The 12908-nt window shown below is 72.6% G+C and carries 15 protein-coding genes; 7 read left to right on the top strand and 8 right to left on the bottom strand.

What is annotated here, in order from left to right; genetic code table 11:
• The first annotated feature begins 1 nt into the window (after position 1).
• Positions 2-484 carry a GNAT family N-acetyltransferase gene (locus tag CFI00_RS10775; protein ID WP_207085132.1) on the top strand — a complete coding sequence of 161 codons (483 nt, stop codon included), beginning with the start codon at positions 2-4 and terminating at the stop codon, positions 482-484.
• Position 485: 1 nt separating this feature from the next.
• On the opposite strand, the gene CFI00_RS10770 is transcribed toward CFI00_RS10775, so the two are convergent.
• The 7 genes from CFI00_RS10770 to CFI00_RS10740 form a co-directional block, all read right to left on the bottom strand.
• Complete coding sequence (locus CFI00_RS10770) at positions 486-2102, bottom strand: AMP-binding protein (RefSeq protein WP_207085131.1); 1617 nt, start codon at positions 2100-2102, stop codon at positions 486-488.
• 42 nt (positions 2103-2144) lie between these two features.
• The gene (locus CFI00_RS10765; RefSeq protein ID WP_207085130.1) at positions 2145-2936 is read right to left on the bottom strand and encodes an ABC transporter permease; all 792 of its coding nucleotides are present in this window, start codon (positions 2934-2936) and stop codon (positions 2145-2147) included.
• A 10-nt stretch (positions 2937-2946) separates the two neighbouring features.
• Positions 2947-3774, bottom strand: a complete 828-nt coding sequence (locus CFI00_RS10760; RefSeq protein WP_207085129.1) for an ABC transporter permease — start codon at positions 3772-3774, stop codon at positions 2947-2949.
• A complete protein-coding gene (locus tag CFI00_RS10755) occupies positions 3774-4688 on the bottom strand; it encodes an ABC transporter ATP-binding protein (RefSeq protein WP_207085462.1) in 915 nt (304 codons plus the stop codon). Before CFI00_RS10755 ends, CFI00_RS10760 begins: the two co-directional genes overlap by 1 nt.
• A gap of 68 nt (positions 4689-4756) precedes the next feature.
• The gene (locus CFI00_RS10750; RefSeq protein WP_207085128.1) at positions 4757-6187 is read right to left on the bottom strand and encodes a hypothetical protein; all 1431 of its coding nucleotides are present in this window, start codon (positions 6185-6187) and stop codon (positions 4757-4759) included.
• Positions 6184-7119, bottom strand: coding sequence for a hypothetical protein (locus tag CFI00_RS10745; RefSeq protein ID WP_207085127.1), 936 nt, complete (start codon positions 7117-7119; stop codon positions 6184-6186). Before CFI00_RS10745 ends, CFI00_RS10750 begins: the two co-directional genes overlap by 4 nt.
• A complete protein-coding gene (locus tag CFI00_RS10740) occupies positions 7116-7571 on the bottom strand; it encodes a hypothetical protein (RefSeq protein ID WP_207085126.1) in 456 nt (151 codons plus the stop codon). Before CFI00_RS10740 ends, CFI00_RS10745 begins: the two co-directional genes overlap by 4 nt.
• A 136-nt stretch (positions 7572-7707) precedes the next feature.
• Between CFI00_RS10740 and CFI00_RS10735 the strand changes: the two genes are divergently transcribed.
• The 6 genes from CFI00_RS10735 (at position 7708) to CFI00_RS10710 (ending at position 11750) form a co-directional block, all read left to right on the top strand.
• A complete protein-coding gene (locus CFI00_RS10735) occupies positions 7708-8460 on the top strand; it encodes a DUF2071 domain-containing protein (RefSeq protein WP_242532790.1) in 753 nt (250 codons plus the stop codon).
• A 99-nt stretch (positions 8461-8559) separates the two neighbouring features.
• Complete coding sequence (locus tag CFI00_RS10730) at positions 8560-8808, top strand: PspC domain-containing protein (RefSeq protein ID WP_207085125.1); 249 nt, start codon at positions 8560-8562, stop codon at positions 8806-8808.
• A gap of 65 nt (positions 8809-8873) precedes the next feature.
• The gene (locus CFI00_RS10725; RefSeq protein WP_207085124.1) at positions 8874-9065 is read left to right on the top strand and encodes a hypothetical protein; all 192 of its coding nucleotides are present in this window, start codon (positions 8874-8876) and stop codon (positions 9063-9065) included.
• Between the two features lie 50 nt (positions 9066-9115).
• Positions 9116-9679: a hypothetical protein gene (locus CFI00_RS10720; protein ID WP_207085123.1), complete on the top strand. Its 564-nt coding sequence runs from the start codon at positions 9116-9118 to the stop codon at positions 9677-9679.
• A gap of 66 nt (positions 9680-9745) precedes the next feature.
• Complete coding sequence (locus tag CFI00_RS10715; protein WP_207085122.1) at positions 9746-10345, top strand: hypothetical protein; 600 nt, start codon at positions 9746-9748, stop codon at positions 10343-10345.
• A gap of 193 nt (positions 10346-10538) precedes the next feature.
• Complete coding sequence (locus CFI00_RS10710; protein ID WP_207085121.1) at positions 10539-11750, top strand: glycoside hydrolase family 16 protein; 1212 nt, start codon at positions 10539-10541, stop codon at positions 11748-11750.
• A 4-nt stretch (positions 11751-11754) separates the two neighbouring features.
• Here the strand turns inward: CFI00_RS10710 and CFI00_RS10705 are convergent, their stop codons facing one another.
• Positions 11755-12903 (bottom strand): PQQ-dependent sugar dehydrogenase, encoded by a 1149-nt coding sequence (locus tag CFI00_RS10705; RefSeq protein ID WP_207085120.1) that lies wholly within the window; start codon positions 12901-12903, stop codon positions 11755-11757.
• Between the last annotated feature and the right edge of the window lie 5 nt (positions 12904-12908).

Raw genomic sequence — 12908 nt, 5'->3', positions numbered from 1 at the left:
GATGCAGATTCGTGCGGCGACAGCAGCGGACCTCCCGGCGGTCGCCGCGATCTACGGCCGCGAGGCACTCGAGGGCCACGCGACCTTCGACGTCGAGCCCCGCCCGACGAGCACGTGGAAGGAGAGGCTGGCCGCGACGGACGACCGGTTCCTCGTCGCCGACCACGAGGGGACCGTCATCGGCTACGCCACGTCGATGCCCTACCGCGCCAAGCCGGCCTACCTCCACACCCGCGAGACCACGGTCTACGTCGCGCCCGGCCACCAGGGACTCGGCACCGGCCGTCGGATGTACGACGCCCTCCTGGCGTTGCTCGCCGACGACGGCGTGCACGTGGTCGTGGCCGCCGTCGCCCAGCCCAACCCGGGCAGCCTCGCGCTGCACCGCGCGTGCGGCTTCACCGAGATCGGCACGATGCGCGAGGTGGGCCGCAAGCACGACCGGTGGATCGACATCACCTGGCTGCAGAAGGTCCTGACGTGAGTCAGGCCAGGCCGAGCTCGCGCGTGGAGACCTCGCGCATCTCGACCTTGCGGACCTTGCCGGTGACCGTCATGGGGAACTCCTCGACGACCATGACGTAGCGCGGGATCTTGTAGTGCGCGAGCTTGCCGCTCGCGAACTCGCGCATCCCGGCGGCGTCGAGCGGCTCGGTCCCCGGACGCATCCGCAGCCAGGCGCACAGCTCCTCGCCGTACCTCGCGTCCGGGACGCCCACGACCTGGACGTCCTCGATGTCGGGGTGGGTGTAGAGGAACTCCTCGATCTCGCGGGGGTAGATGTTCTCCCCGCCGCGGATCACCATGTCCTTGATGCGGCCCGTGATCCGGACGTAGCCGTCGTCGTCCATCACGCCGAGGTCGCCGGTGTGCATCCACCCGTCGGCGTCGACGGCCTCGCGCGTCTTCTCCTCGTCCTGCCAGTAGCCGAGCATCACCGAGTAGCCGCGGGTGCAGAACTCCCCCGCCTCGCCGCGCGGCACGGTGTCGCCGCTGACGGGGTCGACGATCCTGACCTCCAGGTGCGGGCACACCCGACCGACGGTGCCGACCTTGCGCTCGAGGGAGTCGTCGCGCCGGGTCTGGGTGGAGACCGGCGACGTCTCGGTCATGCCGTAGGCGATGGTCATCTCGTCGATCCCGGCCTGGATGAGCTTCTTCATCATCTCCTCGGGGCACGGCGAGCCGGCCATGATGCCGGTGCGGACGCTGGAGAGGTCGTAGGACGCCAGGTCGGGCAGCGCCCACTCCGCGATGAACATCGTGGGCACGCCGTAGAGCGAGGTGCAGCGCTCCTGCGAGACCGCCTGCAGCGTCAGCGCGGGGTCGAAGCCGGGCGCTGGGATGACCATGGTCGCGCCGTGCGTGACGCAGGCGAGGTTGCCCATCACCATCCCGAAGCAGTGGTAGAAGGGCACCGGGATGCAGACCCGGTCGGCCTCGGTGTAGCCGCAGACCTCGCCGACGAGGTAGCCGTTGTTGAGGATGTTGCGGTGGCTGAGCGTGGCGCCCTTGGGATAACCGGTCGTGCCGGAGGTGTACTGGATGTTGATCGCGTCGTCGGGTCGCAGCGCGGCCTCGCGCGCGGCCAGGTCGTCGTCGCCGACGCCTTCACCGTCGGCGACCAGGCCTGCCCAGCTGTCGGCGTCGTCGAGGTGCACGACCCGCTCGAGGGTCGGGTTGTGCTCGGCCGTCTCCTCGATCATCGCGCGGTAGTCGCTCGTGCGGAACGACGTCGCGCTCACCAGCATCCGCATGCCGCTCTGGTTGACGGCGTAGGAGAACTCGTGGGTGCGGTAGGACGGGTTGACGTTGACCAGGATGGCGCCGACCCGCGCCGTGGCGAGCTGCACCAGCGTCCACTCGGCGCTGTTCGGCCCCCAGATGCCGACCCGGTCCCCGGCCTCGATCCCGGCGCCGATCAGGCCGCGCGCGAGGCCCGCGACGTCCCGTTCGAGGTCGGCCCACGTCCAGCGTCGCCCGGTCGCGCACTCGACGAGCGCCTCGCGGTCGGCGTACGCCGTCACGGTCCGCGCGAGGCTGGCGCCGATCGTCTCCTCCAGCAGCGCCGGCGTGGTCTCTCCCTGGGCGTAGGAATCCATGCCCGGCAACCTACGACGCCGGCCGGTGCGTCGCCAGAGGTCTCAGGTCAGCAGCAGCGCGTCGAGGCGACGGCGTACGACGAGCAGGCCGACGACGCCCATCACGACGAGGTAGACGACCGACACCGCCGAGTCCCAGGTCACGTTGCCCGTGGTGAGCTCGCGGCACAGCACGACGCCGCGGTAGAGCGGGCTGGCCTCCACGACCCAGCGCAGCACGCCGTTGCCGAAGGCCTCGACGGGGAAGAAGGTCGCGGAGAAGAGGAACAGCGGCATCTGCGCGAGCGTGATCTTGTCGAAGTCCTGCCAGCTCGTCATCCAGGTCGTCAGCGCCATGCAGACGGCGGAGAAGGCGAAGGCGATCAGCACGGTGGCCGGCAGCGCCAGCACGGCCCACCACGACTCCACCAGCCCCATTGCGACCATCACCAGCAGGAAGGCCGCGGAGTAGACCGAACCACGCATGAGGCCCCACGTGATCTCGCCGCGGGCGATGTCGCCGGTGGAGAGCGGCGTGGCCAGCATCTGGTCGTAGAGCTTCTCGTACTTGAGCTTGAAGAACACGTTGAACGTCGAGTCGAGCAGTGCACCGTTGAAGGCCGAGGTGGCGAGCATGGCGGGCGCGACGAAGGTGGCGTAGGGCACCTGCTCGCCGTGGAACTCGAAGCCGTCGATGAGCTGGCCGACGCCGATGCCGATCGAGAAGAGGTAGAGGACCGGCTCGAGGAAGCCGGTGAGGAAGAGCTTCCACGCCGACTTGTAGACGATGAAGTTGCGCAGCACGAGCAGGCGGGCGGCGCCCACCGGCGTCAGGGGTGCGGGGATCCCGGTCACGGGTGCCACCTCAGACCTCCAGCCGCTTGTCGAGGCCGGTCACGGCCCAGCGCCAGCCAACGACGCACAGCACCACGAGGACACCGGCGTTGAGGGCGGCCAGGGACCAGTCGACCGTGTCGAGGCACAGCATCCGCGACAGCGACACCCCGTGCCACAGCGGAGTCAGTCGGGCCACCCACTCGAGCACCGGACCGAGGTTGGCGATGGGGAAGAACGCCCCGGAGAACAGGGTCAGCGGCAGCACCCCGAGGCGGAAGAGCAGGCCGAAGCCCTCCTCGGACCTCAGGCGCGCGGAGTAGCCGAAGGCGAGGGTGGCGAAGGCACTGCCGACCAGCACCTGCGAGACCCACGCCAGGACCGGGCCCCACCAGGTCTCGAAGACACCGAAGGGCGCCAGGACGAGCATGAAGACCGCGCACGCCGAGGCGATCCGGAAGACCACGAAGCACAGGAAGGCGTTGACCAGGTCGCGCACCGCGAGGGGCGTGGCGAGCTGGGCGAAGAACGTCTTGTGCCACTTGATGGCCCCCATGACGGGGTACGTCGTCTCGCTGACCGCGATCGTCATCGCGTGCGCCGCGACCAGGCCGGGCACGATGAAGGCGAGGTAGGAGGTGGCGCCCTCGAGGCGGTCGGGGTCGCCCTCGATGAAGCCGCCGAGCAGGACGCCCATCGCGAGGACGTAGAACAGCGGGGTGACGAAGGAGTTGGCCACTCCCCCGCGCCAGGTGCGCTTGTAGACGGTGAGCCAGTAGTCGTACTGGCGGGTGATGCCCTCGCGGACCGACAGGGAGCCGGTCGGGCGGGTGGCGGGACGCGCGTCGGTCGTGGCCATCAGTCGGCCAGGCTCCGGCCGGTGAGGCGCAGGAAGACGTCCTCGAGGGTGGAGCGCCGCACGAGCGTGGCGATCGGGTGCAGCCCGCGCTCGAGGACGGCGGTGACGACCTCCTCGCCGCGGTCGCTGTAGACCAGGAGGCGGTCGGGCAGCACCTCGACGCGCTCGCCGAGGTCCTCGACCTTCTCCGCGAGCGCCTCGTGCTCGCCGACGCCGAAGCGGAGCTCGGCGACCTCGCGGGTGGAGTGGGTGTCGATGAGCTCGCGTGGGGACCCCTCGGCCGCGATCAGCCCCTTGTCCATCACCACGAGCCGGTCGCAGAGCTGCTCGGCCTCGTCCATGTAGTGGGTGGTGATCACCAGCGTCACGCCGGCCTGCTTGAGCCGGAAGAGCTGGTCCCAGAGCACGTGGCGGGCCTGCGGGTCCAGGCCGGTCGTGGGCTCGTCGAGGAGGAGGAGGTCGGGGCTGTTGATCAGGCTCCGCGCGATGGTCAGGCGCCGCTTCATGCCGCCCGAGAGGCTTTCGACCTTCGCCTTAGCCTTGTCGGTGATCTGCGCGAACTCGAGCAGCTCATGGGCGCGGTCACGGCAGGTCGCGCGATCGATGCCGAAGTAGCGACCGTAGATGTAGAGGTTGTCGAAGACGTTGAGCTCGTTGTCGAGCGTGTCCTCCTGCGGGCACACGCCGAGGCGACCGCGGATGGCCGGCCCGTCGGTGGCGGGGTCCATGCCGAGGATCCGCAGCTCGCCGGAGGACACGGGACTGACCGAGGCGATCATGCGCATCGTGCTCGACTTGCCGGCGCCGTTGGGGCCGAGGAAGCCGAAGGCCTCACCGCGTCGCACGTCGACGTCGATGCCCTTCACTGCCTCGAAGTCACCGAACGACTTGCGGAGTCCCCGTGCCGAGATCATGGAGTCCGTCACACCGGCCGACACTAGGGGAGAGCGCGGACATCCCGCCAACGACCACTCGGTCCGGGTCACCGGGTGATGACGTAGGTCCGGACCGGTCCCGACGGCCCGCTGCCGAGGTAGCCGTCGCCGTGCATCCGGCTCACCTGGTCCCGGATCGAGCCGTGGCCCGACGCCTCGGCCGCCGCGGCACCGGCGGCGTAGCGGTCGAGGTCGTGGTTGTCCGCGGTCCGGTGGGTGCCGTCGTCGAAGAGCACCGTCGTCCGGTGGGGCTGGTCGGGATTGTCCTCGCCGTCGAGGAGCGGCACCGCGTCCCCGCGGTTCTCGAGGTGGAGGGCGTGGGTGCCGTCGGGCAGCTGTGCGACCTGGGCGGTCGGTGATCCCGCGGTCACCACGTGCTCGACGTCGAAGAGCCGCGTGAAGTCGGGGTCGGCCGCCAACGACGTCGCCGCCATCCCTCCCTGGGAGTGACCCACCAGCATCACGGCCTTGCCCTCGAGACCGGCGTCGAGCATCGCCGCGCGGATGCCGCGGTCGTAGGCACTGTCGGTGCCGCCGATCAGCTGGTAGTTGGTCTCCATGTCGCGGATCAACCCGCCGGAGGGCAGCGGCGCCATGTCGTCGGTGCCGGGGAGGTAGACGACGTAGCGCTCCTCCCCGACCTGCTGGACCTGGATCGCCCCGTGCAGGGCCCCGGCGTGCGGTCCGGCGTCGAGGTCGTTGACCGCGGCGAGCTGCTCGACCAGCGCCCGCAGGCTGTCCGGTCGCACCCGCCGGGCGCCGCCCTCGACGTCAGCCACGCGGGCGACCGCGTAGTCGGTGTCGTCGCCGAGCAGCAACGCCATCAGACGTGCCGCGTCGTTGGTGGTGGGCTGGGCGACCGGTCCGTCGCCGGGGTCGAGCAGACCCAGCCCGGGCACGAGCGACCCGACCAGCCCTCCCCCGCTGTTGACCAGGTGCTGGGCCAGGCCGGGATGCTCGTGGAGCAGCGCCCCGAGCTGGTCGGTGAGGCGCTCCTCGAGCGCCTGCTGCTCCTCCGGCGTCAGCGACGACCAGCACGCGTGCCCGACTCCTGCCGCGACCACCAGCGCGGGCAGGGCGGTCACGGTCCCCGTCAGCACCACCCGCCCGAGCGTGTGGTCGATCGCCTCACCTGCGTGCCGCGACAGGGCGTCGCTGGCCCGGAACGCCGCCACCACGGCGCGTACGCCGAGCGCGTCGGCCTCGATGCCCACGGCGCGGACCGCCAGTCCGTCCGTGCCGGCGGTGGCGCCGAGCACCTGGACCTCGGCATCGGCGAACGACAGCGGCGAGAGCACTGCCGACTCGAGCAGGTCGCCGTCGGCCACGACCCGCGCTCCGAGGCCCGCCATCTCGACGAGGTCCCCGGCGTGCTGCTCGTAGCGTGCCGCGAGGCCGAGCATCTGCTCGTAGCCTGCCTCCACGCCGTGGGTGCCGCCGGTCACGGACTCGATCGGAGGGAGGCTGCCGCTGCTCACGACGTCACCTCGGCGGCGCGCACGGCCAGCTCGCGCGGCAGGTCGACGACGCTGCGTCGCTCGATGCGGACCATCGTCCAGCCGTCGCGGGCGAAGGGTGTCAGCGAGCACCAACCGTCGCTGAGGAGCACCCACTCCACGATCCCGGCAGCAGGACGCCCGCGCCGACCGCGACCCATCACGGCGGCGTGCAGGCGTCCACGCGAGTCGACCTCGAGCTGCTCGTGCCAGAGGCGTACGTCGGCGTCGGCGGCGCTCTCCAGCGCGTCGGCCGAGTCCCCCGCGAGCGTCGTCCCGGTGTGGTCGGCGACCATCGCGTCGAGGAGCTCGGTGCGGCGTCGTCGGACCGCCTCGCCGGTGGCGAGCAGGAGCTCCCACGGGGTCTCGAGCACGGCGGGCAGCGGGGCGGCGTACTGGCTCTCGCGCAGCATCGTCGTGTCGACGTGGGCGGCCCGACCGAGCTCGAGCCACCAGTCCTCCGCGGCGAGCCAGGCCAGCTCGAAGGCGACGCCGTCGCCGGTCGAGAGGCACACGACCCAGTCGTCGAGGTTGCGGTGCCAGCTGCGGACGCGGACGGTCCCGCGGCGCAGGCGCACGAGCACCTCGAGCTCGACGGCGAGCGCCGGGGCGTGCCACACGGTGAGGACCGCCCGGCCCTCCTCGGTGGGTACGCCGTCCGTGAGGAGCGTGGCGGCCACCAGCGCTTCGTCGAGGTCGTCCACCGGCACCGCCGGCGCGGGCCCGTCGCCGAGCCGACCGACCAGGCCGGCCGACGCACCGCCCGCCGGCACAAGCATCGGCGCGGCCGGGGACGGCACCCCGGTGAGATCGGCCAGGCGGTCGACGGCAGCATGGGTGAGGCGTACGCGTCGCGGGGTGACCGTCGGCTTGTCGACCTCGTCGCCGCGCGCGTCGAGCAGGATGGCGTTCACCGCGCGCCTCCGCCCAGCCGGTCGGGCACGTCGAGCCAGTCGCGGTGGCCCTCGGGTGGCGGCCGGAAGCTCGCCAGCAGCTGGTCGACGGGGTCGGGGGCGAGGTCCCTCACCCGGTCGAGCGCCGTGTCGGCCAGGCTCGCGAGTCGGGCGCGGGCGCCGTCGACGAGGCCCTGCACCCGCCGGGCGATCTCACGGATGAGGTCCTTGAGCCGATCGACCTCGTCGGCGTGGTGCCGCAGCGCCCGGGCAGCGTCGTCGTGCTCGTCGGCCGTGCGTCGCAGCGCGACCGCCCGCTCGGTCATCCGCTCGCGCATCGCCTGCGCGGCCCGGCCCTCCCACACGACCAGCTCGGACGCACCGACCAGCCGGTCCGCACCCCGTCGGATCTCGGTCCCCTGCTCGCCCACCTGCTGGGCCAGGCGTCGGATCACTCCCGTGTCTCCGTACATCTGCCTCTCCTTGCCCCCGCGGCGCCGTGGTGCGCCCACAGGTCCGATGCCCGGGCGGGACGGGCGCCAAACGGCGCCCGGACGGGCTGTGGACAAGGCGGTCGGACGCCTTCGCACGCCTGCCTAGGGTGGAGGGGTGAGCGACCCCGTCGTCGAGCCTGTCTCGCCGCACCCGCCGGCGCTGAGCGGCACGGTGATGATGACGCAGCACTGGCGCGACCTGACCTTCCTGCACTGGGCCGTCGACCCGGCGCTGGTCGCACACCGGATGCCGCCGGGCGTACGCCCCGACACCCTCGACGGCGTCACCTACGTCGGGCTGATCCCCTTCCGGATGGTGGGTGCGGGCGTCGCGCGCGGCCCCGGCGTGCCGTGGCTGGGCACCTTCCTCGAGACCAACGTGCGCCTCTACTCCGTCGACGAGACCGGTCGTCGCGGCATCGTCTTCCTCAGCCTCGACACCGACCGGGTCGGCGTCGTGCTGGGTGCCCGGGCGGCCTTCGGGCTGCCCTACCGCTGGGCCCGCATGCGCCACCGCCGCGACGGCGACGTGCACACCTACGACGCCCGCCTGCGCCACCCGGGTGCGCGCGGGTCGAGCCACCTCGTGGTCCGCGCCGGGGCGCGCCGCGACAGCACCCCGCTCGACGACTTCCTCAGCGCCCGGTGGGGCCTGCACCAGCGCTGGTGGGGCCGGACCCTCTACGTCCCCAACCAGCACGAGCCGTGGCCCGTGCACGACGCCGAGGTGCTCGCGCTCGACGACGGCCTGATGGCGTCGGTGGGCCTGCCGGTCCTGGCCTCCCGGCCGCCGGACCACGTCGGCTTCAGCCCCGGAGTGTTCACCGAGTTCGGGTTGCCCGGCGACGCCCGCCGCCCGCGCACCTGACTCGGGTCCGCCTCAGGGTCGGACCGGGGCTGATCCCGATGGTGCTGCGGTGCGGGTCGCAGCAGGCTGGAGGCACCAGCCGACCTCCGGAGGACCCACATGGACGACATCCGATCCGCTTTTGCCCGCCAGGGCCTCGTGCGCTCCAGCGACAGCGGGATCCTGGGCGGCGTGTGCGCCGGCCTGGGCCGCCGGCTCGGCCTGACGCCGTGGATCGCGAGGCTGCTGTTCCTGGTGCTCCTGATGGTGCTGCCCGGCAGCCAGCTCCTCGTCTACCCCGCCCTCTGGTTCCTGATGCCCGCCGACGACAGCGTCGTGGCGGCCGTCGGCGGCACCAGAGATCGGTAGTCCTGCCGATGCCGGCGCGCCGTCCCGACCGACAGACTCGACGCCATCACCCTGGGGAGGGACCGATGATGCACACCATCTGGCGTCGCAGTGCGTACGCCGACCAGCTCGAGGCCGAGGTGCGTGACGCGCACTGCTGCCGCGACCGCGACCGCTGCCCGTCCTGCCGGGTGAAGCTCGACGAGGTGCGCGCGATCCGCCGCGACGCCGTCCTGCACTCCATCGCGACGACGAGGCCGCGTCGCTCGCTGCGCTGAGCACCCGGATCCTCTGGCCGCCCCCGAGTGATCGGCGTACCGTGCTGGATGTGTCGTCGTCACCTGTGGCACAGCGGCTGTTCCGGACCGTGGGCGCGAGCCCGGCCGCGGAGCGGGTCGCCGGTGCGCAGGAAGCGCTCTACCGCCCGCTCCTCGACTGGGCCGTACGCAGCCCGCTGCACACCGACCGGCTCGGCCACTCGGTGCACCCACCGCTGACCGACGTCACCCTCGGCTGCTGGTTCGGCGCGTCGGTGCTCGACGCCCTCGGCGGACCCGGTGGGCAGCGCAGCGCCGCCCTCCTGGTGGCGAGCGGCCTCGTGGCGTCCGGCCCGACGGCGATCGCGGGCGCCGGCGACTGGGCCACGATGTCGGGCAGCGACCGGCGCATCGGCGCGGTCCACGCCCTCGGCACCGACGTGGCCACCTTCTTCTTCGTCGGATCGCTGGTCGCGCGACTGCGCGGACGGCACGCGACCGGTGCACGGCTCGCGGTCGCGGGTCATGTGGCGATGGCGGGAGCCGGGCTCCTCGGCGGGCACCTGGCCCTCGTCCGCGGCACGGCGAACCGCTCCGCGCCGGACGTGCGCGGGACCGGGTCCACGCCTACCTGACCTTCGGCCCTGTCGCTGCCCCTGCGCGGGTGCCACGATGCAGGAGAGCCCGAGGAGGCGAAGCCCGTGCGACACCTGACGTTCGCAGGTCTTGTCCTGTCCCTGTCCCTGTCCCTCACCACGGCCCCCGCGGCCGCTGCGGTCATCGACGGCACCGGCGGGGACGACCGGCTGACCGGGACGTCGCGCGCCGACGTCATCCGGGGACTCGGCGGCGGTGACGTGTTGCAGGGCCGCGGCGGGGCCGACGTGCTCCGCGGCGGCCCCGGCGTGGACCTCGTCTTCGGTGACGGTGCAGCCGACGTCCTCGTCGGCGGGAGGGGGCGCGACGTCCTCTCCGGCGGCCCGGGCGGGGACCGTCTGCGGGGCGGACCGAGTGCCGACTCCCTGACCGACGGCGTGATCACCGAGCTGTCGGACGAGCCGGGCGACGACCTGCTGCGGGCCGGGCCGGGCGACGACTTCCTCGGAGTGACGGGCGGGCAGGACCGCGTCTTCGCCGGCCCGGGCGACGACGAGCTCAAGACGATCGACGACGGGCTCGTCGACACCATCGACTGCGGCGACGGCACCGACTCGGTGACCTACTACGAGGTCGACGGCGAGGGCGGCATCGACCCGCTCGACGTGCTCGTCGGGTGCGAGCAGGTGGGCAAGGCGCGCTGAGTCGCGTTGATCCGAACCCCCGGGAGAGCCACTTCCCGGTGGACTACCCCAGCCAGGGACGGCCCCGGACAGCCGACAACTTGTCGGGCACGTGCGGCGTCACACCGCCGTACGACACCCACTCGCTCGGCGCACGTCATGACGGCCCGACCCGAACGCAAGGCCATCCATGTCTGCCCGAATGTCTGCCCGAATGCCTGCCCGACGCCTCCTCACGCGCGGCGCGCTCGCGCTGCTCCTCCCCGCCTCCCTGCTCGCCGGCTCGACGACCGGCTCGGCCTCCGAGTCCGCCGCACCGGCCGAGCCCCCGGCCAACGTCGCGGTGAAGAAAGCCAAGCGCCAGTGGGTCAAGCTCGAAGCCCTGCCGCCGATCATCCAGCACGGTCGCGGCGTCGCCAGCCCGGACGCGGCCCGCGCAGCACTGACCGCGACGCTGCGCCCCGTGCGGGTCGGCCGCCGGTTCGAGCTCCAGGTGCGGCAGGACGACATGTGGACGGTGGTCGCCACGGCACGGCAGGACCGCCGTGGTCGGGCGCAGTTCGCCGCCGCGTCGACCGGCGGCAACGGGGCGCTGACCTACCGGGTCAAGGCCCTGCCGCACGCCGGCCTCCGCAAGGTCACGAGCGCCCCGGTGAGCACCGCCCGGTGGCAGCGCCCGTCGTGGAGCGACGAGTTCTCCGGCGACCGCCTCGCCCCGGTGTGGAGCCACCGCGGCCGGGAGTACGTGAAGACCGCCCGCCGCTCGTGCTCCAAGGGTGACCCGCGCGCCGTCACCGTCGGCGGAGGGGCCGCGCGCCTCAGCGTCATCAAGGACCCCGACACGATGAAGAAGTGCCGGATCCGCGGTCGCGACAAGGTGCCCGGCACGTACGCCTACCGCCTCAACGGCCACATCGGCACCCAGGGCGCCTACTCCTTCCGCTACGGCCATGCCGCCGCCCGCGTGAAGTTCCACCGCCTGCGCGGCCAGCACGGCGCCTTCTGGATGCAGCCGGTCGACGGCATGCACCCCGGGGCCGACGGCGCCGAGATCGACGTCGTGGAGTACTTCGGCGACCGGCACCCGCAGGGCGGCCTGGCGACCTTCATGCACCGCTACGACGCCCGCGGCCGCGTCTCGTCGGGCGGCTGGGTCCCGGACTCTCGGTCCTACCTCCACGGCAAGCGCGACGGCTGGTCGAAGAACTACCACGTCTTCTCGGTCGAGTGGACGCCCCGGACGGTCGTGTTCCGCATCGACGGCAAGGAGACCCGCCGGATGCGCGTCGGCGTCTCCGACGTGCGCCAGTTCCCGATCCTCAGCCTGATCGCTGCCGACTACGAGATCCCCAAGATCCAGGGCAGGCGCCTGCCCCAGCACATGTACGTCGACTGGGTGCGGGTGTGGGAGACGCCCGAGCCGTGAGGCCTCAGCCCGCCGGCGTCAGCCGCAGCAGCCGGCCCGCGCCCTCGTCCTCGAGCAGCCAGATCGCCCCGTCCGGCCCCTGCTCGACCGCCCGGATCCGCTCCCCGAGGTCGTAGACCTCGGTGTCGGCGGCGCGCTGGTCCTCGAGGTCGACGCGCACCAGCGCCTCACCGGAGAGCGCACCGAGGAAGGCGTCGCCCTGCCAGTCGGGGAACATCTCGCCGGAGTAGATCAGCAGGCTGCCCGGGGAGATGCTCGGCGTCCACGACCGCACCGGTGCGGCGTACCCGTCGCCTACAGCGTGGTCGGGGATCTCACCGCCGCCGTAGTCGCTGCCGTCGGAGGCCTCGGGCCAGCCGTAGTTGGCGCCCGCCTCGACGAGGTTGAGCTCGTCCCCACCTTCGGGCCCCATCTCCGAGGACCACAGCGTGCCATCGGGGGCGACCTCGAGGCCGAGCGGGTTGCGGTGGCCCCAGCTCCAGATCTCCGCGGTGGCGCCGCCCGCGTCGGCCAGCGGGTTGCCCGGCGCAGCCTCGCCGTCGAGGGTCAGCCGCACGATGGATCCGAGCGTGTTGGTGGTGTCCTGCGCGGGGTCCTTGAGCTGCCGGTCGCCGGAGGAGACGAAGAGGTGCTCGCCGTCGGGCGAGAAGGCCAGCCGGTGGCCGAAGTGGCCGTCCCCGTCGGTCTTCGGGGTCTGGCGCCAGAGGACCTCGAGCCCGGTGAGGGTCGCCTCACCGCCGGTCTCCAGGCGGGCGCGGCCGACCGCGGCGCCGACTCCCCCGTCGCCGGCCTCGGCCCAGCTGAGGTAGACCAGCCCGTCCTCGGCGTACGTCGGCCCCGGCAGCACGTCTCCGAGCCCGCCCTGGCCGGCGTCGACCACCTCGGGCGTCCCGGCGACCTCGACCCTCTCGCCGGTGTCGGCGTCGCGCAGGTGCAGCGTGCCGGTCCGCTCGGTGAGCAGCAGGTCACCGCCGGGCAGGAAGGCCATCGCCCAGGGCTCGTCGAAGCGGTCGACCTCCTCGACCGCGAAGGGCCACCCCTCGTCGTCGGCGGCCGTCACCGGGCCGAGCGCACCGGAGGAGGCGCTGTCGGCGGAGCACCCGGCGGCGAGCGCGACGACGAGCGCGGCGAGGGCGAGGGGTGCTGGCTTCATGCGTC

It is taken from the genome of Nocardioides sp. S5 (assembly GCF_017310035.1).
Classification (GTDB): Bacteria; Actinomycetota; Actinomycetes; order Propionibacteriales; family Nocardioidaceae; genus Nocardioides.
Note: the sequence above shows the minus strand (reverse complement) of the source record. Positions and strands in the feature narration are given on the sequence as shown.

Coding starts and splice junctions, on each gene's coding strand:
- CFI00_RS10775 (WP_207085132.1), top strand. CDS start 2: ATGCAGATTCGTGCGGCGACAGCAGCGGACCTCCCGGCGGTCGCCGCG.
- CFI00_RS10770 (WP_207085131.1), bottom strand. CDS start 2,102: ATGGATTCCTACGCCCAGGGAGAGACCACGCCGGCGCTGCTGGAGGAG.
- CFI00_RS10760 (WP_207085129.1), bottom strand. CDS start 3,774: ATGGCCACGACCGACGCGCGTCCCGCCACCCGCCCGACCGGCTCCCTG.
- CFI00_RS10755 (WP_207085462.1), bottom strand. CDS start 4,688: ATGATCTCGGCACGGGGACTCCGCAAGTCGTTCGGTGACTTCGAGGCA.
- CFI00_RS10740 (WP_207085126.1), bottom strand. CDS start 7,571: ATGTACGGAGACACGGGAGTGATCCGACGCCTGGCCCAGCAGGTGGGC.
- CFI00_RS10730 (WP_207085125.1), top strand. CDS start 8,560: ATGGACGACATCCGATCCGCTTTTGCCCGCCAGGGCCTCGTGCGCTCC.
- CFI00_RS10725 (WP_207085124.1), top strand. CDS start 8,874: ATGATGCACACCATCTGGCGTCGCAGTGCGTACGCCGACCAGCTCGAG.
- CFI00_RS10710 (WP_207085121.1), top strand. CDS start 10,539: ATGCCTGCCCGACGCCTCCTCACGCGCGGCGCGCTCGCGCTGCTCCTC.
- CFI00_RS10705 (WP_207085120.1), bottom strand. CDS start 12,903: ATGAAGCCAGCACCCCTCGCCCTCGCCGCGCTCGTCGTCGCGCTCGCC.